This window comes from Tissierella pigra, from assembly GCF_018917845.1.
GTDB lineage: Bacteria > Bacillota > Clostridia > Tissierellales > Tissierellaceae > Tissierella > Tissierella pigra.
In genome coordinates this window covers 3,356,490-3,379,924 of sequence record NZ_JAHLPJ010000001.1, presented here as the reverse complement: position 1 = coordinate 3,379,924, position 23,435 = coordinate 3,356,490, and the positions used below count along the sequence as shown (strand labels likewise).

Below are 23,435 nucleotides of genomic sequence, written 5' to 3'. Positions count from 1 at the left end.
TGTCTTACGTTATAAAGACGGGATATCGAAATATTATTATTTCCGTATCTTCAGAGTGAGGTAGTCAACTATCTATATTAGGTGGCATAGCGAGGTGTAACATTTCGTCCTAAACATTAGGATTGAAATGTTTTTTTGTTTTATTACCTAGGATATAAGATTACCTAAAAAAGGTGGCAACACGGGGTGTTAAGCACTTCGTCCTTATATAAGGACGAAGTGCTTTTTTGTGCCAAGAAAAGGGGGATTATACTATGTATCCAGATTATGAAGAATTTAAAAGATTAAGTAAAGAAAGAAAAATAGTTTCTATTTCATCGGAAATAGATGGTGATATGGAAACACCTATTTCTTTATTTAGTAAGTTGTGCAAACGTAAAAAGACCTTTCTATTGGAAAGCGTTGAAGGAGGAATTAAGTGGGGGAGATATTCTTATATGGGAAGAAATCCTTTTATGGAAATTATGGCTTATGGTAATGAAGTCACAATAATTAAAGGAAATGAGACAATAAAAAAAGAGGGAGATGCTCTTAGTATTGTACAAGAGATTATAGACAAATATAAAATAGCTCCAATAGAAAGTCCAGAGGATTTTATAGGTGGAGCTGTAGGATTTATTGGTTATGATTTAATAAAAGACATCAATGGAGTAGCAAGTACAAATAAAGAGAGCATAAAAACCCCAGACTTACACCTGTTACTGCATAAAAATATCATCATTTATGATCATATAAGACAAAAGATAAAGATTATTGTAATTCTAGAAATAGGAGAATCCTTAAAAAAAATCTATGAAGAAGGAGTATTAGAGATAGAGAAAATAAAAGAAGAAATACTAGAAATCAAGACTTATACGGCGAAAGAGACACAGAGACATTTAGAAGAAGTTTATTATATTAGTAATGAAACAAAGGAAAGTTTTATAGAAAAGGTTTTAGAAGCTAAGGAATATATAAAAAATGGGGAGTTATTGCAAGTAGTTCTATCTCAAAGATTTGATTTTCATACAAAAATTGATCCTTTTGAAGCTTATAGAAAACTGAGGGTTTTAAATCCTTCTCCATATATGTATTATATAAATTTTGGATTTTATCATATAGTTGGTTCTTCTCCAGAGACTTTAGTGAAGATAAACAGGGATAAGGTAGAAACTTGCCCTATTGCAGGCACTAGACCTAGAGGAAAAGATTTAGATGAAGATGAATTCTACGCAAAAGATTTATTAGAAGATCAAAAGGAGCAAAAGGAACATTTGATGTTAGTAGACTTGTCTAAAGAAGATATGAACAAAATATCAGAAGATGGAACTGTTGAAGTTAGCCGATTTATGGAGATACAAAAATATTCTCATGTAATGCACATAGTTTCACATTTAACAGGAAAAATCAAAAAAAATTTAAGTAATTATGATGTTATAAAAGTTTGTGCTCCAGCAGGAACTGTATCTGGAGCACCAAAATTAAGAGCATTAGAGATTATAGAAAAGCTAGAAAATAGAAAAAGAGGAATATATGCAGGGGCTATTGGATATTTGGGGTTTGATGGCAACATGGATGCTTGTATTGCCATAAGGACTATAGTCTTTATGGATAATATAGCGTATATACAAACTGGTGCAGGAATCGTTTCAGATTCCAATCCTGAAAGTGAATATGAAGAAACCTTAAAGAAAGCAAAAGCACTTGTGGAGTGTATTAGGAAGGGGGAGTAAATTATGCGGCTAGCAATAGATAAAGTTATAAATTATAAAGACTTAAGGGAAGATGAGATGAGTGATGTAATGAATATCATAATGGAAGGTAGGGCTACTGCCTCTCAAATAGGTGGATTTCTTACTGCTCTTCGTATGAAGGGAGAGACCTTAGAAGAAATCACTGGTGCTGCTAAGGCTATGAGGGAAAAAGCTATAAAGATTGAAACAAATAGTAATTATACAGTAGATACTTGTGGAACTGGAGGAGATAAAAGTAACACATTTAATATATCGACAGCAGCAGCTTTTGTAGCAGCTGCTGCATCAGTGACTATTGTAAAACATGGAAATAGATCTATGTCTAGTAAATGTGGAAGTGCAGATGTGTTGGAAAGTCTAGGAGTAAATATTAATCTGTCTCCTATAGATATTAAAAGATCTATAGACGAACTGCAAATAGGATTTATATTTGCCCCAAATTTTCATCAGAGTATGAAATATGCCATACATCCCCGTAAGGAATTAGGAATAAGAACTATATTTAACATTTTGGGACCCTTAACAAATCCTGCAAACCCTAAAGGGCAAGTCCTAGGTGTGTTTGATGAAGACCTTACGACTATTATGGCACAATCGTTGAAAAACCTAGGATTGGAAAGATGTATGGTAGTTCATGGACTAGACGGATTAGATGAAATTACTATTACTACAAAGACTAAGGTGTCTGAACTAAAAAATGGTGAAATCTATGAATATTATTTAGACCCTAAGGATTATGGAATACCCTTTAATCAAATTGAAAAAATCCAAGGTGGAAATCCAGAAGAGAATGCAGAGATTTTACTAGATATATTAAAAGGCGAGAAAGGACCTAAACGTGATATGGTCTTATTAAATGCAGGGGCAGCCATGTATGTAGGAAAAGAAGTAGATTCCTTGGAAGATGGAATAGAGAAGTCAAAGGAAATAATAGATAAGGGACTTGCATTAGAAAAATTAAATCAATTGATTAAATTTAGTCAGGAGATGAAGAAGTGATATTAGAAAAAATTGTTTCTTTGAAAAGAAAAAAAGTAGAAATAGAAAAGTCAATTATATCTATTGAAAATTTGCAAAAACGAATTAGAGATTTAGATACTAGGGATTTTAAAGGAGCCATAGGAAAAAATAAAAAATTAAATATAATAGGAGAAGTCAAAAAAGCTTCTCCTTCAAAGGGGGTTATTAGGGAAGATTTTGATCCTATATCAATAGGTAGAATTTATGAAAAAAACCAAATAAATGCTATTTCAGTTTTGACTGAAGAAAATTTCTTCTTAGGAAAAGATGAATATTTATCCTTAATAAAAAAAGAGACAAAAATACCTATTCTTAGAAAGGATTTTATAATTGATTCATATCAAATATATCAATCCAAGGAATTAGGGGCAGATGCTATTTTGCTTATTGGGGCTCTCCTAACAAAAAGAGAATTAATAGAGTTCCAAAAAATAGCTAAAGACATTAACCTTCAGTGTTTAGTGGAAGTCCATAACTTAGAGGAGTTAGGAAAAGTATTAGAGACAGGGACAGAAATAATAGGGATTAACAATAGAAATTTAAAGACCTTTGAAGTAACTATAGAAACTACAGAAAAATTAATAGGCTATATACCAAAGGACAAAGTAGTCATTAGTGAAAGTGGTATTTCTAATAGAAAAGATATGGAGTATCTAAAGTCCATAGGGTTGGATGGTGTTTTAATTGGGGAAAGCTTTATGAAATCTAAATCTATTGAAAATAAGATAAAGGAATTAAGAGGTGAATGATTTGGTAGAAATAAAGATCTGTGGATTGAGAAGATATGAAGATGTAGATTATGTGAACAAATTAAAACCAGAATATATAGGATTTGTATTTGCAAAAAGTAAAAGACAAATTGATTTTTATATGGCAAGGAGATTAGCTAACAGCTTAAATAAAGATATAAAAAAGGTTGGTATATTTCTAAATCATTCCATAAGAGAAGTAAAAGAAATAGAAAAACTTTGTAATCTTGATGTACTTCAATTCCATGGAGATGAAAGTCCTAGTTATTGTAATTGCTTTGAAAATGAAGTATGGAAATCCTTTCTTATAAAAGATGAAAAAAGTCTAGGCTTATTAGAAAAATATAATGTTGATAAATATCTTTTGGATACTTGGATAGAAGGAGAAGTTGGAGGGACAGGAAAAAAGTTTAATTGGGAATTAGCTAAAGAGATTACTAAAACTAAATCTATAGTTTTAGCAGGGGGATTATGTTCGGAAAACATTAAAAATGCTATACAGATAGTTAGACCTACAGTAGTAGATGTAAGCTCTGGAGTAGAGACAGATGGATATAAGGACTACGGAAAGATAAAAGATTTTATAAAAAAAGTAAGGGGATAATCTATATGAATACAAAATTTGGACAATTTGGAGGGCAATTTGTGCCAGAAACTTTAATGAATCCATTGATAGAACTTGAAAAAGCATTTGTTAATATAAAAGATGATGATAGTTTTAAAAAGGAATATATGTATTATTGTAAAGAGTATTCGGGAAGACCTACTCCACTATATTATGCAAAAAATCTAACAAAAAAACTAGGTGGAGGCAAGATTTATCTAAAGAGGGAGGACTTAAACCATACGGGAGCCCACAAGATAAATAATGTAATCGGTCAGATACTACTTGCTAAAAAAATGGGGAAAAAGAGAATAATTGCAGAAACAGGTGCAGGGCAACATGGAGTAGCCACAGCTACTATCTGTGCAATGTTTGATATTCCTTGTGAAGTGTTTATGGGTGAGGAGGATATAAAAAGGCAAGGATTAAATGTTTTGAAGATGAATATGTTGGGAGCTAAAATAAACTCTGTAACTTCAGGTACAAAAACCTTGAAGGATGCTACTAATGAAGCTATTAGACATTGGGTTGCTAATCCAGAAGATACTTTTTATGTAATTGGATCAGTAGTAGGGCCTCATCCTTATCCTAAAATGGTGAGAGATTTTCAAAGGATTATAGGAGATGAAGTGAAGGAGCAAATTATGGAAAAGGAAGGTAGAGTTCCAGATTATTTAATAGCTTGTGTAGGTGGAGGAAGTAATGCAATGGGTTTATTCTACCCTTTTATTGAGGAAAAAGTAGAAATGTATGGTGTTGAAGCAGGAGGAAAAGGAATAGAGACAGACTATCATGCAGCTAGTATTTCAAAAGGCAGATTAGGAATCATACATGGAATGATGACTTATCTGCTGCAGGATGAAAATGGTCAGATTAAACCAGTGCATTCAATATCGGCAGGTCTTGATTATCCGGGAATTGGACCAGAACACGCATATTTTCATTTTATTAACAGAGTTAAATATGTAGCCATTAATGATAGGGAGGCAATAGAAGCTTTTCGATACCTAACTAAGATAGAAGGAATTATACCTGCTTTAGAAAGTGCTCATGCTATAGCCTATTTAATGAAATTAGCTAGAGAAACAAATAAAGAAGATATTATTGTAGTGAATTTATCTGGAAGAGGAGATAAAGACATGGATACATTATTTAATGTGCTGGAGGAACTGGAAGATGGACAGTAGAATAAAAAAGAAATTTGACCAAATTACAGAAGAAAATAGAAAAGCTTTAATAACTTATATTACTTTGGGAGACCCTTCTTTGGATAAAACCATAGAATTAGTTTTGGAAATGGAAAAGGCAGGAGCTGATATTGTTGAACTAGGAATTCCATACTCAGACCCCCTAGCAGACGGACCTGTTATACAAAGAGCTTCATCAAGGGCTTTAAGCCAAAATATTAATATGAAATCTATTTTTTCAATGGTTTCAACATTAAGAATAGAAACGGAAATTCCTTTGGTTTTCTTAGTATATTACAATACGGTTTTTTCTTATGGAGTAGAAAGATTTTTAAATAAATGTAAAAAATGTGGAATAGATGGTTTGATCATCCCAGATCTTCCTTTGGAAGAGAGGAAAATATTAAATGAAAAGATGAAGGATTATCATATTGATTTGATAGCCTTAGTTGCTCCAACCTCTCATAGCAGGATAGAATCAATAGTTAAAGAAGGGAAAGGATTTATTTATTGCATTTCTTCTAAAGGAGTTACAGGAATAAGAGAGCATTTTGATGAAGGATTAGAGAATTTTATTAAAGAAGTGAGGAAGTATTCAAAGATTCCTTTAGCCATAGGTTTTGGCATATCTGATGCAGAAAGTGTAAGAAATTTAAAGAGCTTAGCTGATGGATTAATAGTTGGAAGTGCAATTGTTAAAGAAATAGAGAAAGGTTTAGAATCAGAAGATATTGAAAGAAGAGTTTATGAATTTGTGAAAAGTTTAAAAGAGGCAATTGATGAATAGGGGGAAGCTTATGGAAATAGGTCTTAACAAGGTTAATAGAAATTTACATCCTATTAACTCAACAATAAATATTGGTGAAAATAGCATAGGCAGTAATAATATAACAATAATAGCTGGACCTTGTTCTGTAGAAAGTGAAGAACAAATAGTTAATATAGCAGAAAGAGTGAAGGCATCAGGTGCAACTTTTTTAAGAGGGGGAGTTTTTAAGCCAAGGACTTCACCTTATAGCTTTCAGGGATTAGGTGAAAATGGATTAGAGTTATTAAAAATAGCCAAGGAAAAAACAGGACTTCCTATTGTGACAGAGCTCATGTCTTTGGAATATTTAGATATGTTCTTAGAAGATGTAGATGTTATCCAAATTGGAGCAAGAAATATGCAGAATTACCCTCTTCTAAAAGAAGTTGGAAAGATAAAAAAACCAGTGCTTTTAAAGAGAGGAATGTCAGCTACTATTGAGGAGTTTTTAATGGCTGCTGAATATATTATGTTGGAAGGAAATGAAAATGTAATTTTATGTGAAAGGGGAATTAGGACTTTTGAAAGATATACAAGGAACACTTTAGACCTAAGTGCAGTTCCTATACTGAAGAAGCTAAGTCATCTTCCAGTCATAGTAGATCCTAGCCATGGCACTGGCTTGTGGTGGTTAGTAGAACCCCTATCAAAGGCTGCTATAGCAGTAGGAGCAGATGGATTAATCATTGAAGTTCATAATGACCCTTTAAATGCTAGATGTGATGGGGAGCAGTCTATAACCACAGGTAGATTTCAAAAACTTATGGAATCTTTAAAGCTTATTGCAAAAGTTGAAAATAAAATATTGTAATAAAATAAAATTCTTTGTTTTAAATATTAATTTATTTAATTTTATAGGAGGGTCTGAATGATTAGGATTTTAACATCGGGAGAATCTCATGGTGACAGTTTGCAGGGAATAATAGAAGGACTTCCAGCAAATTTATATTTTGATATAGAATATATAAATCATGAGCTTAAAAGAAGACAAAAAGGATATGGAAGAAGTGAAAGAATGACTATAGAGAAAGATGAAATAATAGTTTTATCTGGGATAAATAATTGCTATACTACAGGAAATCCAATATCAATTATGATTAAAAACAGAGGAACTAACATTGAATTAACAGAGATAATGAGGCCTAGACCAGGTCATGGAGATTTAGGAGGTACATTGAAATATAATCAAAAAGGTGGTAGAAATACATTAGAAAGGGCTAGTGCCAGAGAAACAGCCATGAGGGTTGCCTTAGGTGGAATATGCAAATTGTTACTAAAAGAATTTAATATAGGCATATATAGCCATGTAGTTCAAATTGGAGATATTAAGATTTCAAAAGATATTTATAATGATATAAGCAAAGAAGAATTGTTGAAATCAGATGAATCTATTGTGAGGGTCCTAGATAAAGAAGCTGAAAAGCTTATGATGGATAAAATAAATAATATAAAAAAAGAAGGAGATACCATAGGTGGAGTCATAGAGGTAATAGGGATGAATATTCCTGTAGGGTTAGGAAGTTATACTAGTTGGGATAAAAGATTAGATGGAAAGATTGCCTATAGCATAATGAGTATTCCTGGAATAAAGGGAATTGAATTTGGTCTGGGATTTAATACATCTAATAGATTTGGTTCAAAAGTACACGATGAAATCTACTATGATGTCAATGGATACCATAGGAAAACCAATAATGCAGGTGGAATTGAAGGAGGAGTTTCCAATGGAGAAAATATAGTGTTTAGAGCAGTTATGAAACCTATACCTACCCTAAAGAAACCTTTAAAGACTATAGATATAGAGACAAAAGAACAGGTTTATGCTCAATTTGAAAGGTCAGATGTTTGTGCTGTACCATCAGCTAGTATTGTAGCAGAAAATATGTTGGCATATGTATTGGCTAATGAAATAAAGAAAAAATTTGGCGGAGATAGTATAGAAGAACTTAAATCTAATTTTAAAAATTATATTGCTGGATTAAAAGAACGATAATAATACAAATCGGTAGATTAGGTCTGAAATTTCATACTGATTTTAAAAACAAATAAGAAAAAGTATTAAATTTAATACTTTTTCTTATTTGTTTTTAATTTTAATGAATAAATATTATTGATATCATTGTATTTAATTAAAGTAAAAAAGTGGCATAAAGTTTGCAATATTTAATTGTATCTTTTATACTCAATTCTTACTACATAGTCTCTCTAAATAAGTTGGCTCATAGTTTACTGAAAACAGTATACATCTCATATTGTAATATAGATGTTGTAATTTCTATCATTTTATATTATCTTTCCTATATTATTAGATTAAGGGGCATAGCATTATGGATTTTATGTACGAGGAGAATGTTCGGAATATTGAAATATTTAAAGGTTTAAAGATTAATACTTTCATACTCCCAATCTGAATCAAAGCTAGATAATATCAAGATTATTGGCAAGTTTAGTAGATAAAGAGATTATACAAAAGTCATGAATATTATCTTGTGGAATCAGTAGGGAGGAAAATATAGCAATTGAATTTTAACTATATTATCAAGGAGGTGAATATTGTATTTTTATCAAGAATTATTTATAAAATAAAATTGTTCTAAAGGAGAGGATTATATTATGAAAAAAACAACTGGTAAAGATCAAAAAAAAATCAGGCACAAATTGCATAAAGCTATATGCTTGTTTTGTATTATTGCTTTATTGTTAAGCAATGGTTTAAGTGGTTTAGTTTTAGCAGTAAATAATAATCCAAATGTTTCATCAATATCAAATCAATTACCTATAGGAAAAATAGAAAATAGAGAAAAGAAAGAAAGTAGTGTATTTTCAAGAGAAGTTACAGATGATTTATTAGCAATTAAATCACCTGAACCGCCACAGTGGGAATCTATTGACCAAAATTCCAATGATATAAGATTATTTGCTGCAGAGGAAAGTTCCTATTCAATGTCTTATCTAAAGACATTAAACTATACTGATTTAGTAAATCTTCTAGTTACTCTTAAATACAGTGATATTGCAGATTTATTTCAATATAGCCAAGATGCCTATGAATTTTATTCTAATGAAAATCGTATGAAAGCGCTTATTGAGGCAATAGAGGTTCGTGGAAGACAATATACAAGTACAGATAACAAAGGTATTCCCACGCTTTGTGAAGTAGTTAGAGCAGGTTTTTATTTAGGATTTTATAATAGTCAATTAAGTGAGCTTAATAGTAGAAATTATCATGATAAATGTTTACCTGCAATAGTTTCAGTTATGAATAATGTTAACTTCAAACTAGGTACAGCACAGCAGGATGATTTAGTATCTTCCATAGGTCTTCTTATGTGGAATGGGTCAACCAATGTAGATATAATCAACCGTACTGTTCCTATATTTCAACAATTTCAATCAAATATAAATATCTATATAAATGATAATGCAAAAGGAACAGCTATTTATAACTTAGGTGGTGGTATAGAATATGACATTAATGAAGAGCTTTATAATGGGGTTATACCATCACAAACTATTTGGTATGGCAGAATTGATGATTTTATAACACAAGTATCCAATATAGCATTATTAGGAAATTTTAATTCAGATAATGGATGGCTTATAAATAATGGGCTATACTGGATGGGAACATTAGGGAAGGTTCATAGTAATTCAAGTGAAGGAAATAGAGTCCTTACACAGGCAATGAGCCTCTATCCGTATTTAGAGGAACCGTATTTTCAAGCTGCTTCATCCATAGTAGATAATTATGATGGATTAGATTATTATGGCAGAACAATAGATATTAAAGAAATCACACAAGATGGAATAAATAAATACCTGCCTAAAAAATATACTTTTGACGATGATAAATTAATCATATATGCTGGAGATGATGTTACAATTGATAAAGTTAAAAGGCTATATTGGGCTTCACATGAAGTTAGAGCACAATTTTATAGAGCCATAGGAAGTGATGCTCCCCTTGAAGCCAATAACACTGATGAAGTATTGACATGCTATATTTACAATAGTCCTTATGAGTATGGTATGAATAGATATTTGTTTGGACTAGATACTAATAATGGTGGTATGTATATAGAAAGCTGGGGATCCTTTTATACCTATGAAAGAACTCCTCAAGACAGCATATATACATTAGAAGAGTTATTCCGCCATGAATTTACTCACTATTTGCAAGGCAGATATTTAGTACCTGGTATGTGGGGGGAATCGGAGATTTATGATAATGAAAGATTAACATGGTTTGAAGAAGGTGGAGCTGAATGGTTTGCTGGTGCTACTCGTACTGATGGGATTGTTCCAAGAAAAACTATGGTATCCAATATTGGAAGAGTGGAAGACAGATATTCCTTATCTAAAACTTTAAATTCATCATATGATAGTGGTTTTACTTTTTATACCTATGGTTTTGCTGTTTATAATTATATGTATGAAAAGAATAAGGATATGTTTAACAGTTTAAATAATGCTGTAAAGACAAATAATGTAAGGGAATATGATAACTTAATAAATCAATATAGTGATGATAATCGCTTAAACACAGAATATCAAAACCAAATGCAATATTTAGTAGATAATATAGATAGTTACTATGTTCCCCTTGTAGCCGATGACTACTTAGAAACTCATACAAGAAAAGACCTGGAGTCAATATACTCAGATATAACTTCAGTTGTAGATTTGACAAATATAACAATAACCCAATCACAATCAGAATTTTTTAAAACGTTTACATTACGTGGGACATATACAAAAGAAGAATCTCAAGGAACTATAGCAGATTGGGAATATATGAATTCAATGGCGAATGAATCTTTAAACACACTTGCATCATATCCATGGAGTGGATATGAAACTGTAGTATGCTACTTTACAAATTATAAAGTGAATTCGTCAGATGAAGCAGAATTTGATGTAGTATTTCATGGAATACTTACAGGTGATGGCACAATAGAAGTAAACAATCCTCCAATAGCAGAAGCAAATGGACCATACATTGCAGTAAAAGGTGAGGAGATAAGCTTTAGTAGCATGGGTTCTAAAGATAGTGATGGGACTATAATATCATATCTATGGGACTTTGGAGATGGCAATACAAGCACAGAAGCAAATCCATACTATACCTATTCAACAGCAGGTATATTTACAGCAACTTTGACAGTAGTAGATGATAAAGGAGAAAGAAATACGGATGAAGCACAGGTAATAATTAATGAACCTGAAATTGATCCTAGTGATGGTATCACATCTGAGACTGAGCCAAATGATATATTTGATAATGCAAATGGACCTATAGCCAGTGAACTTACAGTTTTATCAGAGTTTCACGGTGATGATAATGAAGATATATACTATTTTGATGTAATCTCCAATGGAAAAGTTCATATCAATGTACTACCAGATAGGGATTTAGGAATTAGCTGGATGCTTTATGAAGCATCAGATACTATAAACTATGTAGCATACCCTACTTCAACTACAGGTGGAAGATTAACAGGTTCTTATGATGCAGCAATAGGCAGATATTATCTCTATGTATATAAATATTCGGGAATAGGTTCATATACAATAGATGTTAGTGGGCCTCTTAAATAGATTGGAAATTAAATGTTTCTTATGCAATCAAGAAACAAGGATTATAAATATTTTAACTAATACTGTAATATCTATTATTTAGTTGACTAAATATTTCTGTTAGAGTATAATATATTATCAAATAAGGAAAGATATACTAAAGATAAATTAGATATTAAAATTGACTGTTGAATAAGCTCATGTTAAAGGTATAGAAGGGAAGAGTAGGACTAAGATTATTCTATAGAGAGCTGGGTTAGGTGAAAGCCAGTGATTAAGATTATTCTGAAGATGGCCCCGGAACTTTACAGCCGAAAATTTTAGGCTGTAACGGAAGCAGGCGTTATACTGCAAGGTTTTTTAACCTAGTGAGTTCTTAAATCGCAAGATTGAGATAAATTAGAGTGGTACCACGAAGAATACCTTCGTCTCTATATGGAGGCGAAGGCTTTTTTTATGACCTAACCCAGTAAACGAACGTAGTGAGTGAACTGTAGGTAGGTCAAACGTAACGAGAACCAAATTCATGTGAGCGTAGCGAGCAAATGAATTTGAGTTTCGAGACTACGTCATAGGATTTAACACAAAATACGATGAAATTAAAAGGAGGTTTATATATGAAAAAATATTATTTAACTACCCCAATTTATTATCCATCTGACAATTTGCATATAGGACATACTTATACTACTGTTGCATCTGATGCCATAAAGAAATTTAAAAAGATGCAAGGATATGATGTATACTTTGTAACAGGGTCAGATGAACATGGACAAAAAATTCAAGAAAAGGCAAAAGAAAATGGTATAACACCAAAGGAATATGTAGATAAAATAGTTGCAGATATAAAAGAACTGTGGAAGACTTTAGAAATAGATTATGATACTTTCATAAGAACTACAGATCCTCATCATGAAAAAACAGTACAAGATATTTTTACAAAACTATATGAAAGTGGAAAAATATATAAATCAAAATATGCAGGGCATTATTGTACTCCATGTGAATCATTTTGGGCAGAGTCACAATTAGTAGATGGAAAATGTCCAGACTGTAATAGAGAAGTTCATTTAGCTGAAGAAGAAGCATATTTCTTTAAGCTTTCTCAATATAGAGATAAACTTTTAAAGTTCTATGAAGAAAATCCAACCTTCATTCAACCGGAATCTAGAAAAAACGAAATGATAAACAACTTCTTAAAAGATGGACTAGAGGATTTGTGTGTATCAAGAACTAGTTTTGATTGGGGTATAAAAGTTCCATTTGATCCTAAACACGTAGTATATGTATGGATAGATGCTTTGTCCTGCTATATTACAGCTTTAGGTTATGGAAGTGATAATGACGAAAAGTTTAGAGAATTTTGGCCTGCTGATGTTCATTTAGTAGGTAAAGAAATAGTGAGATTCCATACTATAATTTGGCCTGCACTTTTAATGGCAATGGATTTAGAACTACCAAAGAAAGTATTTGGTCATGGTTGGATATTATTTGAAGATGATAAAATGTCTAAATCAAAGGGAAATGTAATATATCCAGAACCAATTATTGAGCTATATGGAATAGATGCTTTTAAATATTTTCTTCTAAGAGAATTTTCATTTGGGCAAGATGGATCTTTCCATAGAGAGAAGTTTTTACAAAGGCTTAATTCAGATTTAGCAAATGACTTAGGAAACCTAGTAAGCAGAACAGTAACTATGGTAGAGAAATATAATGAAGGGCTTATACCTAGTCCAAATGGAGAAGAAGAATTTGATATATCTTTAAGGGAAGTTGGAATAAATGCAGCTGCTAATGTGGAAAAATATATGGATGAACTTAGTTTCTCCAATGCCTTAGAAGAAATATGGAAATTAATTAGAAGAACAAATAAGTATATAGATGAAACTGGACCATGGATATTGGCTAAAGATAATAAGGAAAGATTGGACACAGTATTATATAATCTAACAGAAAGTCTGAGAATCACTTCAATATTAATTAAACCATTTATGGAAAAGACTTCCTATGAAATAAGAAAACAGTTGGGATTAAATGATGAAACTATATGGGAAGATTCAAAAGAATGGGGTAAAATAAAAGTAGGTACTAAAGTAGAAAGAGGAAATATAATATTTCCTAGACTTGATATAGAAAAAGAATTGGTAAAGTTAAATGCTGCCAACGAGGAACTTATAAACATGAGAACTAAAGGAAAGAAGGTTAATAAGGTGGAAGAAAAGCTAGTTGAAGAAGAAAAAGTAGAAGAAATAACAATAGATGAATTTGATAAAATAAAGCTAAAGGTGGCAGAGGTTATATCCTGTGAAGATCATCCAAAGGCTGATAAGCTATATGTATTTCAGTTAAAATTAGGTGATGAACAGCGTCAGGTTGTATCAGGTATAAAACAATACTATAAACCAGAAGATCTAATAGGAAAAAAAGTAGTAGTAGTTACAAACTTGAAACCTGTCAAATTAAGAGGAGTAGAATCAAAAGGAATGATTCTTGCAGCTGAAGATAGTACAGGAAAACTAAGCTTAGTATCCACATTGGAAGACTTACAATCAGGAGCTACTATATCGTAAAAGGAGAATAAAATGTTAATAGATAGTCATGCACATTTAGATGATCCAAGATTTGATAATGATAGGGATAAGTTAATTAATTCTTTAGAGGATAATGGAGTAGAAATAGTTATAAATATAGGGGCAGACTTACAAACAAGTATTTCCTCTGTTTCCTTAGCTGAAAAGTATGATAATATATATGCAGCTATAGGTGTACATCCTCATTCAGCTAAGGAAGTTGATAATTCAACTATTGAGGTCCTAAGAACTTTTGCTAAAAGAGATAAGGTCGTTGCCATAGGAGAAATAGGGTTGGACTACTATTATGATAACTCACCAAGAGATATACAGAGAAAGTGGTTCATAGAACAACTGAACCTTGCTAAAGAATTAAATTTACCAGTTGTCATCCATACTAGGGATGCGGCACAAGAAACCTTTGATATACTAAAAGAAGCACAGGATGGAAGTCTAAGAGGAGTACTTCATTGTTATTCTGGAAGTGTAGAAATGGCAATGGAATATATAAAAATGGGATTTTATATATCCTTGGGAGGTCCTGTTACATTTAAGAATGCTAAAGTAAGCAAAGAGGTGGCAAAGAATATACCTCTAGATAAACTTTTAATAGAAACAGATTGTCCCTATTTAACTCCAGAACCTTATAGAGGAAAAAGAAACGAGCCTGTGTATGTTAGATATGTTGCAGGTACTATTGCCGAATTAAGAGGTATAACCTACGAGGAATTGGAAAGGACTACAAATAGAAATACAAAGGATTTATTTAAGATTTTTTAAATCTTAAATAAGTCCAATTGTGAATTGTGAATATTTAAGTAAACGCAGTCCATTAATCTTTTAATTCATAATTCATAATTCAAAATTTGCAACGCAATTGCATTAAGGGGTTGGTTTATTGATAAAGGAAGTTATAGTTGTTGAAGGTAGAGATGATATAACTGCTGTAAAAGCTGCCGTAGATGCTGAGGTAATTGCTACAGGAGGATTTGGATATAATAAGGAGTTTATAAGAAATTTAAAAAGTATAGCAGAGAAAACTGGAATAATTATACTTACAGACCCAGATTATGCTGGAGAACAAATAAGAAAAGATTTGTCCAAGCATATAAAAAATTGTAAACACGCATTTTTACCTCAAGGAAAGGCTTTAAAGAAAAATGATATTGGAGTAGAAAATGCCAATAAAGAAGATATACTTGAAGCAATTCTAAAGTCTAGACCTAGTAATGTAGAACGAAAAGAAGAATTTACAAAAGAAGAAATAATAGCTCTTGGATTAGCAGGTGGAGAAGGTTCAAGAGAGAAAAGAGAAGAACTAGGAAATATCTTAGGAATTGGATATGCTAACTCTAAGCAATTCTTAAATAGATTAAATAATTTTGGTATAACTAGAGAAGAATTTGAACAGGCTTTGGAAAGGATTGAAAAATAAATGGAAGAAAAAAGACTTTATTCTCCAGCCTATGTAAAAAAGATTTTATCAAAACATGGATTTAAGTTTTCAAAGAGTTTGGGGCAAAACTTTTTAATGGATGGTAATATTGTAAGAAAAATAGCAGATGCAGGAGAAATTACTCCAGATGACTATATAATAGAAATAGGTCCAGGTATAGGAACTTTAACGGAGGAATTGGCTTTGAGGGCAAAGAAAGTAGTTGCTATTGAAATAGATAATACTTTGTTGCCAATATTAGATGAAACCATTGGGAAATATAAAAATGTGGAAATAGTCCATGAAGATGTTTTAAAAGTTGATATGGAAAAGTTAATCAACGAAAAATTAAATGGTGGTCCAGTAAAGGTAGTAGCAAATTTGCCTTATTATGTTACTACACCTATAATTGGGAAGCTCATAGAGGATAATTTAAACTTAGATGCTATAATAGTAATGGTTCAAAAAGAAGTGGCAGAAAGAATGGAATCAGGCCCAGGAGGAAAGGAATATGGTTCACTTTCCATATTTGTAAATTTTTACAGTAAACCTAAAATAATAGTCAAAGTACCTAAGACTGTATTTATGCCTCAGCCAAAGATAGATTCAGCAGTAATAAAACTAGATATAAAAAAAGAATTGCCAGATGTAGATAAAGAAAAGTTTTTCAAGGTAGTTAAGGCATCATTTAGCAAAAGAAGAAAGACTCTAGTCAATGCTCTATCTACCTATGGATTTGACATTGCTAAAGAAGACATAAAAAATACGTTAAAAACCTTGAATATTGATGAGAATATACGAGCAGAAAGTCTTTCTGTAGAAGATTTTATAAAGATTAGTAAAACATTACCCCCATTAGACATATAATTAAATATAGTATGAAAAGGGGGTTGTTTTATGTCGTTAGCATATACCAGAAAGTTTATAATACTAAAGAAAGAGTTTTCAAATTTAGGAGGAAACCCAAAGGGACATTGTAAACTAGAAATAAAAGGTCTTAGGGGAATAGTTACTGTAAATATTGAAAATGCAGAAAAAGATACGGCTTATAATGTAGTATTTATCTTGAACAGTAATAATAACAACAATATTTGGAACTTAGGTAAAATATTTACTGATGAATCTGGGAAAGGTAAGGGAGAATATGTATTTTTACAGCGAGATTTAGAGAAGGAGAATCTTTTACTGGAAAAGGTATCTGGTATCTTAATTGTGAGAGACGGTAAAGTACTGTTAGGTGGATATTTAGACAAAGAGGATGGGACTATTCAAAGGTACATAGATAAAATGCCTTTTAATCCCATTATAGAGTCTAAAGAAGAACCAGTAGAAGCGGTAAAAGTAGAAAAAGAACAAATAGATGAAGTTGAAGAAATCAAAGATATTCAAGAAGTAGAAGAAGTAGAAGAAGTAGAAGAAATTAAGGAAATTGAAGTAATGGAAGTCCATGACACAGGTGAAGAAACGGACAATGAAGTTGTAGAACAGGAATATGACTCAATATATGATGTACCAGCAAAAGAACCAGAATATGACCCAATGTATGATGTACCAGCAAAAGAACAGGAATATGACCCAATGTATGATATACCAGCAAAGGAACAAGAATATGACCCAATATATGATGTACCGGCAAAGGAACAAGAATATAATCCAGAATACGATATACCTGCAAAAGAACCAAAAGAAGAAGCAATTGCAACTGCTGTGGAGTCAGAAGAAATAGAAATAGAAGAAAATCAAGATGAATCAGTGTTGGAATTGGAGGAAGACCCTGAAGATGATTTTGAACCTGACTATAAGACTTTAGATTATATAAAAAAATTGAACCAAAAAAATCAGACAACTAATTATGTATTGAGCATATTAAGATTTTTCCCATATATAGAGCCTTTTAAGTATAATTTAAAGGATTATAATTGGTGGATAGTTGAATTAGATAAAGAAAATGAATATAGGTCATTTCTTCCATATTTTTCTTATATTGTTGGTGGCAATAATAAAGAAGTTTATAAGGAAAGTATTGCTACCTGTAATGAATTGATGGATAAATATGGACATTATTTATTCGGACTATATAACGAAGGAGAAAATGTAAAATACTTTGTATATGGTATACCAGGAAAATTTGTAAAAGAGGAACATCCTTATGCTGGAGAAAGAGGATTCAATACTTGGTATGAAGGTGAAAGTGGAGAGGGATATTGGATAATACACATAGATCCTATGACTGGAAAGCCAGTGGAGTCTCCTATACCAATGATACCTATAGATTAAAATAGGAGTGATAAGAAATGGATGAAACTAAAGACAAATTAATATGTATAACTCACTATACAGATGATGTATCTTTAGAAAAACTAAAAGAGGATTTGCTAGGAGAAAAAGAGATAGATATTCTTTCCAATACATTTAAGGCTTTATCAGACCCTACTCGGCTTAAAATAATCTATATTTTATCAAAATCCTCCTTATGCGTATGTGATATAGCAAATATATTAGATATGACTCAATCAGCCATATCTCATCAACTAAGAATATTAAGAGATATGAAGCTAGTTAAGTTTAAAAAAGAAGGAAAGTTAGTTATTTATTCCTTAGATGATGACCATGTATTGGGACTATTTAAACAGGGTCTAGACCACGTTAAACATAAATAAACCTACAACCTCTATAGTTGTAGGTTTATTTACTATTTTTTGTACAAGATGAACATACTAAATCTGCAGCTTCAGCAACTTTTGCTAATACAGATATTCTCCTTTGACGGTCTAATAAAAAAGCTTTCTTTTCTCCATCTGTTGAATTATACTTAAAATAAACAGGGGGCAAATTATTTAAAGCAATAGCTTTTATATCATGTTTACAGACTATATCTTTGCATATTTCATTAGAACCTTTTAACTCGTTAAATACTTCATCAACTAATATTTCCATATAATTTTTTATCATACTATCATCCTTAATTTATAAATATTAAATACTATATTCATATGAAACTCACCAGTACTATATTATATTATTTTACAATATTATTGTCAAACTAATAGACTAATTTATATTACGTGATTATTATCAAAAACTATGGGTAAAATACTAACGTCAAGGAATATACATCTAAAGATAGTATAAATTAGTAAAAGCTTAGGAGGGATTTAAATGGCAAATGTAACAGTTTACACTAGTAACACGTGTCCGTATTGTGTTTCAGCTAAAGATTATTTAAAAGAAAAAGGCATAGATTATGTTGAAAAAAATGTTCAAACAGATAAAGATGCTAGAAAAGAATTAATGTCTATGGGTCATATGGGTGTTCCCGTTTTGGTCATAGATGGTGAAGAAATTGTTGGTTTTGATAAGGAAAAGATTGACGAATTACTAGCCAAATAGTGGTAAAAAAGGAAGTCGATTTGTTGAAAAATCGCTTCCTTTTTAATTATATTATGCTATTATTCATTTAAAGCAGCCATTAATTTATTTAAATCTAAACCATGTACCATAGCAGCTTCTTCTAAGCTTTCCATTTGGCTAGATGGACAACCTACACAACCCATACCAAATCTCATAAGAGTTTCTACTGCCTCTGGTTTTTTTCTAATTAATTCACCAATAAGCATATCTTTTGTAATTTCCATGTCTATCAACCTCCTTACTTAATCTCTACTAATATAGTAGCATATATTTTATACCCTTTCCAGTATAAATATATCATTTCACAAAATATAAAAATTATTTAATATTTTTTTGTATAAAAAAAATTGTTTATGGAGAATACTATATCAGGAGGTGAGTTTATGGACGATAAAAATAGAAATCCAGAAAGAGATAGAGAAAGAGAAGATAATTTTAATGTAGGGGAAATGATAATAAGAGTTTTAGTAACAGCAATAGTTGTAGGTATAGCAGCTTACTTTACTCCAGGATTTACAATAGATGGAATATGGAGTTTGATACTAGCATCAATAGTCATTGGTGTACTGGATCATTTAATTCAAAAGTTTACTGGTGTAAGTGCTTCTCCATTTGGCAGGGGTTTATCAGGATTTTTAGTAGCTGCACTTATTCTCTATGTTACCAAGTTTATAATACCTGGATTCCATATATCAGTCTGGGGTGCTATAATAGGTGCTTTGGTAATAGGTATAGTAGATGCTATAATCCCAGGAAGAGCAATGTAATGTTTACGCAAATTATGAATTAGGAATTAAAAGAAACTTTTAAATTTAAAAATAGAGGAACTTTGTTCCTCTATTTTTGTGTCCTTTTTGTTAGAATGGCAAAATGTCTTTAGTCTAAAATATATTTGATTTTATATTTTTAAAAATCAATAATAAGGGTAATCTATTAGTAAACATATCTTTATAGATAAACTTTATAAATTCATGTTTACAAATACCCGATGGGGGTATATAATGGATTGAGAAATTAAATTAAGGAGGAAATAAAAATGATTATAGATGTAACTCCAAAGGCATCAGAAGAATTGACTAAAGTTATAGAATCTAAAGGAACAGATAAACCTTTAAGAATTTATGTAGCTGGTTATGGCTGAGGTGGTCCATCATTTGCTATAGCTCTGGATGAGCATAAAGATGGAGATTTAAAGGTATCAGCTAGTAATTTCAATTTTCTAATAGAAGAAGGATTAGAAGAGAACTATGGAAAATTTACAGTAGATTATAGTGATGATTGGCTAAGAAGAGGATTTACAGTAATTCCAGATAGGGCTTCTGGTGGATGTTAATTAGTAAATATTGAATAGTTTAAATAAAAAAGATAGGTTTGCCCTATCTTTTTTATTTGGGTGGATAAGAAAAGTGTGATATAATAAAAAAAGTTAAAGTTTATAATTAGTGACTAACAGACAGCTATTAACTATTCACTAAGAAAGGTTGGTGATGAAAATGGATTCTGGGCCTTTACCCAGTATAATTAAAAGAAAAGTAAAGAAAATAATAAGAGAACCATTTTTATCACAAACTATGGTTCTCTAATTGGAGGGAGAACATGGATGAAAGAAAACTATTAGAATTAATAGAAGGAAAAAAATATGCACAAATAAAAAATGAATTATCAGAAATGAATGAGGTAGATGTGGCGGAGCTATTGGATCCCCTAGATGCACATTTAACTCTCTTGATTTTTAGAATGCTACCTAAAGATTTAGCAGTAGAAGTATTTGCCCACTTCTCTACAGAACAGCAACTAGGTATAATAAATTCCATAACAGACAAAGAAGTAGAATATATTGTAGATGAACTATTTTTTGATGATATGATAGACTTAATTGAAGAAATGCCTGCAAATATTGTAAAAAAGATTCTAAAATCAGCAAAAGAAGAGGAAAGAAAATTAATAAATCAATTTTTAAAATATCCTGTAGATTCTGCAGGAAGTATAATGACCATAGAATATGTTGAGTTAAGAAAAGGTTTAACTGTAAAAGAAGCTTTAACTCATATAAAAGAAATAGGTTTAAATAAAGAAACTGTATATACCTGTTATGTAACAGATCAAAAAAGAACTTTAGAGGGTTTTGTTTCCCTAAGAACTTTAGTCACATCAGATGAAGATAAAATTATAGAAGATATAATGGAAGATGAAGTAATAAAAGTATATACCCATGATGACCAAGAAAGCGTAGCAAACGTATTTATAAAATATGGGTTTTTAGCACTTCCTGTAGTGGATAACGAAAATAGACTTACTGGAATTATTACTGTTGATGATATTATGGATATTATGGAACAAGAAGCAACAGAGGACTTCCAAATAATGGCTGCTATGTCTCCATCAGAAGAAGCTTATTTAGATGCTGGAGTCATGACATTGGCTAAAAACAGATTACCTTGGCTTTTAATACTTATGATTTCTGCTACATTTACTGGAAGGATAATGGGTAAATTTGAAGATGTACTGTCATCTATAGTAGTGCTTAGTACATTTATTCCCATGTTAATGGACACTGGAGGAAATTCAGGAAGTCAGTCCTCTACTTTAATAATAAGGGGATTAGCAACAGGTGAAATAACTACCCATGACTGGTGGAAAGTATTATGGAAAGAACTAAGAATAAGTGCTATAGTGGGAGTAGTTCTTGCTGTAATTAATTTTTTAAGGATTATATTATTGGAAAAAGTAGAAATGAAAGTAGCTTTGACAGTTTCATTAACTGTAGTAATTACAGTTATAGCATCAAAAATAGTAGGTGGAATATTACCACTAATAGCAAAAAAATTAAAACTTGATCCAGCCATAATGGCAGGACCACTTATTACAACTATAGTAGACGCATTGGCACTGATAGTATACTTCAGCATCGCAAAATCACTACTTGGAATATAAAGACAGTGAAGATTGAAGAGTGACTTAAGATTTTCCAAAAGAAAATCTTAAGTCTTTTTTGTTTTTTTGAATAATGGATAAGCACTAGAGAATATAGTGAATAATGAAGAGATAGTAGGGGAGACCTTAACTATTAGTTATTCGCTAAAAAAGAGGTGTTTATATGATTAATGCTATTTGGGCAGCTCTAATTATTATTGGGTTTATAGTTGGAGCTATTACTGGAAATTTAGATAATGTTACTGCAAGTGCCATACAGAATGCTAAAGGAGCTGTAGAATTAGCCATAGGACTTATTGGAGTAATGGCTTTATGGCTTGGAATTATGAAAATAGCAGAGGACTCTGGACTTATAAGAGGAGTATCAAAGCTTTTAAAACCAATAATGATACTTTTATTTCCAGATGTACCAGCTGATCATCCAGCCATGGGAGCTATGATAATGAATATATCTGCTAATATTTTGGGGTTAGGCAATGCAGCAACTCCCTTTGGACTAAAGGCAATGGAAGAATTGCAAAAATTAAATAGACGAAAGGATACAGCAACAGATGCAATGGTTACATTTCTTGCCATAAATACATCTTCTGTAACTTTAATACCTGCTTCAACCATAGCAATACTTTCATCAGCAGGTGCGGCCAATCCAACAGAAATAGTAGGTCCTACCATAGTAGCCACTACAATATCCACAATTACAGCCATAATTGCCGCAAAAACACTTCAAAGACTGCCTAAATATCAAATAAAAAAGGTAAAAGGTAAAGGAGGAAAAGTTGAATGTTCATTGAAATAATGGAGATTTTATCTAAACTTGCCATTCCTTTTATGATTGTTGGAATTATACTTTATGGTATTATTAGAAATATTAAGGTTTATGAATCCTTTATGGAAGGGGCAAAAGATGGAATTACTACGGCAATAAGAATTATACCTTCTTTTGTAGCCATGCTTGTGGCAATTGGAGTCTTTAGGGAATCGGGAGCTATGGATATGCTGATTAAGCTATTTAGTCCACTTATAGAACTATTTAAAATCCCGGGAGAAGTAGTTCCTATGATATTTATGAGGCCCTTATCAGGAAGTGGTGCTCAAGGAATCATGAGTGAACTAATAAAAAATCATGGACCGGAGTCCTTAATTGGAAGAACGGCAGCAGTAATGATGGGCTCCAGTGAAACCACATTTTATATTTTAGCAGTATACTTTGGTTCAGTATCCATAAAAAAATATAGACACGCACTATCAGCAGGATTAATAGCAGACCTGGTTGGATTAGTTTCAGCAGTTTATGTGGCAAGAATATTTTTTGGGTAACCGAAAAATAGTGAATAGTGAAAAAATACTTCGCAAAGCGAAGTATTTTTTAATTTAATTGGTTTCCAATGAATTGGAAACTTCCCT

General features: G+C 31.5%; 23 protein-coding genes and 1 other annotated feature. Of the genes, 21 read left to right on the top strand and 2 right to left on the bottom strand.

Translation table 11 applies throughout. The features are described 5' to 3' along the window. Positions 1-254 precede the first annotated feature (254 nt). The 15 genes from trpE to KQI41_RS16390 all read left to right on the top strand — a co-directional run bounded on the left by trpE (position 255) and on the right by KQI41_RS16390 (position 18,346). On the top strand, positions 255-1,712 hold the full coding sequence (gene trpE, locus KQI41_RS16460; protein ID WP_154438988.1) for an anthranilate synthase component I: 1,458 nt from the start codon (positions 255-257) through the stop codon (positions 1,710-1,712). Positions 1,713-1,715: 3 nt separating this feature from the next. Beyond that, positions 1,716-2,732, top strand: coding sequence for an anthranilate phosphoribosyltransferase (gene trpD, locus KQI41_RS16455; protein WP_154438989.1), 1,017 nt, complete (start codon positions 1,716-1,718; stop codon positions 2,730-2,732). After that, positions 2,729-3,502 (top strand): indole-3-glycerol phosphate synthase TrpC, encoded by a 774-nt coding sequence (gene trpC / locus KQI41_RS16450; protein ID WP_216585745.1) that lies wholly within the window; start codon positions 2,729-2,731, stop codon positions 3,500-3,502. Before trpD ends, trpC begins: the two co-directional genes overlap by 4 nt. 1 nt (position 3,503) lies before the next feature. Further along, complete coding sequence (locus KQI41_RS16445; protein WP_154438990.1) at positions 3,504-4,106, top strand: phosphoribosylanthranilate isomerase; 603 nt, start codon at positions 3,504-3,506, stop codon at positions 4,104-4,106. Between the two features lie 5 nt (positions 4,107-4,111). Next, positions 4,112-5,293, top strand: a complete 1,182-nt coding sequence (gene trpB, locus KQI41_RS16440; RefSeq protein WP_154438991.1) for a tryptophan synthase subunit beta — start codon at positions 4,112-4,114, stop codon at positions 5,291-5,293. Next, positions 5,283-6,080, top strand: coding sequence for a tryptophan synthase subunit alpha (trpA, locus tag KQI41_RS16435; RefSeq protein WP_154438992.1), 798 nt, complete (start codon positions 5,283-5,285; stop codon positions 6,078-6,080). The genes trpB and trpA overlap by 11 nt, the downstream gene beginning before the upstream one ends. 10 nt (positions 6,081-6,090) lie before the next feature. Next, positions 6,091-6,912 (top strand): 3-deoxy-7-phosphoheptulonate synthase, encoded by an 822-nt coding sequence (aroF, locus tag KQI41_RS16430; RefSeq protein WP_229768478.1) that lies wholly within the window; start codon positions 6,091-6,093, stop codon positions 6,910-6,912. A gap of 57 nt (positions 6,913-6,969) precedes the next feature. Next, positions 6,970-8,094, top strand: a complete 1,125-nt coding sequence (gene aroC / locus KQI41_RS16425; protein ID WP_154438994.1) for a chorismate synthase — start codon at positions 6,970-6,972, stop codon at positions 8,092-8,094. A 620-nt stretch (positions 8,095-8,714) separates the two neighbouring features. Beyond that, a complete protein-coding gene (locus KQI41_RS16420; protein WP_216585744.1) occupies positions 8,715-11,699 on the top strand; it encodes a collagenase in 2,985 nt (994 codons plus the stop codon). Between the two features lie 182 nt (positions 11,700-11,881). Further along, positions 11,882-12,114 (top strand) — a binding site (T-box leader). Between the two features lie 181 nt (positions 12,115-12,295). Beyond that, the gene (metG, locus tag KQI41_RS16415; RefSeq protein WP_216585743.1) at positions 12,296-14,251 is read left to right on the top strand and encodes a methionine--tRNA ligase; all 1,956 of its coding nucleotides are present in this window, start codon (positions 12,296-12,298) and stop codon (positions 14,249-14,251) included. A gap of 12 nt (positions 14,252-14,263) precedes the next feature. Then, positions 14,264-15,031 carry a TatD family hydrolase gene (locus KQI41_RS16410; protein WP_216585742.1) on the top strand — a complete coding sequence of 256 codons (768 nt, stop codon included), beginning with the start codon at positions 14,264-14,266 and terminating at the stop codon, positions 15,029-15,031. 118 nt (positions 15,032-15,149) lie between these two features. Beyond that, complete coding sequence (rnmV, locus tag KQI41_RS16405; RefSeq protein WP_154438998.1) at positions 15,150-15,686, top strand: ribonuclease M5; 537 nt, start codon at positions 15,150-15,152, stop codon at positions 15,684-15,686. Continuing rightward, positions 15,687-16,553: a 16S rRNA (adenine(1518)-N(6)/adenine(1519)-N(6))-dimethyltransferase RsmA gene (gene rsmA / locus KQI41_RS16400; protein ID WP_216585741.1), complete on the top strand. Its 867-nt coding sequence runs from the start codon at positions 15,687-15,689 to the stop codon at positions 16,551-16,553. A 30-nt stretch (positions 16,554-16,583) separates the two neighbouring features. Next, entirely contained in the window at positions 16,584-17,963 is a 1,380-nt protein-coding gene (locus tag KQI41_RS16395) for a hypothetical protein (protein WP_216585740.1), read from the top strand. 17 nt (positions 17,964-17,980) lie between these two features. Next, complete coding sequence (locus tag KQI41_RS16390) at positions 17,981-18,346, top strand: ArsR/SmtB family transcription factor (protein WP_154439001.1); 366 nt, start codon at positions 17,981-17,983, stop codon at positions 18,344-18,346. 25 nt (positions 18,347-18,371) lie between these two features. On the opposite strand, the gene KQI41_RS16385 is transcribed toward KQI41_RS16390, so the two are convergent. Then, positions 18,372-18,638, bottom strand: a complete 267-nt coding sequence (locus KQI41_RS16385) for a late competence development ComFB family protein (RefSeq protein ID WP_154439002.1) — start codon at positions 18,636-18,638, stop codon at positions 18,372-18,374. 207 nt (positions 18,639-18,845) lie between these two features. Between KQI41_RS16385 and KQI41_RS16380 the strand changes: the two genes are divergently transcribed. After that, a complete protein-coding gene (locus tag KQI41_RS16380) occupies positions 18,846-19,076 on the top strand; it encodes a glutaredoxin family protein (protein WP_154439003.1) in 231 nt (76 codons plus the stop codon). 59 nt (positions 19,077-19,135) lie between these two features. On the opposite strand, the gene KQI41_RS16375 is transcribed toward KQI41_RS16380, so the two are convergent. Further along, positions 19,136-19,321, bottom strand: a complete 186-nt coding sequence (locus tag KQI41_RS16375) for a DUF1858 domain-containing protein (RefSeq protein ID WP_154439004.1) — start codon at positions 19,319-19,321, stop codon at positions 19,136-19,138. 159 nt (positions 19,322-19,480) lie between these two features. On the opposite strand from KQI41_RS16375, the gene KQI41_RS16370 reads away from it, so the two are divergent. From KQI41_RS16370 to KQI41_RS16355, 5 genes are all read left to right on the top strand, one after another. Next, a complete protein-coding gene (locus KQI41_RS16370) occupies positions 19,481-19,864 on the top strand; it encodes a phage holin family protein (RefSeq protein ID WP_154439005.1) in 384 nt (127 codons plus the stop codon). A gap of 269 nt (positions 19,865-20,133) precedes the next feature. Beyond that, positions 20,134-20,430, top strand: a complete 297-nt coding sequence (locus KQI41_RS19340; RefSeq protein WP_342366200.1) for a HesB-like (seleno)protein — start codon at positions 20,134-20,136, stop codon at positions 20,428-20,430. 263 nt (positions 20,431-20,693) lie between these two features. Next, on the top strand, positions 20,694-22,031 hold the full coding sequence (gene mgtE, locus KQI41_RS16365) for a magnesium transporter (RefSeq protein ID WP_154439006.1): 1,338 nt from the start codon (positions 20,694-20,696) through the stop codon (positions 22,029-22,031). 163 nt (positions 22,032-22,194) lie between these two features. Then, a complete protein-coding gene (locus KQI41_RS16360) occupies positions 22,195-22,827 on the top strand; it encodes a nucleoside recognition domain-containing protein (protein ID WP_216585739.1) in 633 nt (210 codons plus the stop codon). After that, positions 22,812-23,348, top strand: coding sequence for a spore maturation protein (locus KQI41_RS16355; RefSeq protein WP_154439008.1), 537 nt, complete (start codon positions 22,812-22,814; stop codon positions 23,346-23,348). The genes KQI41_RS16360 and KQI41_RS16355 overlap by 16 nt, the downstream gene beginning before the upstream one ends. Positions 23,349-23,435: the final 87 nt, after the last annotated feature.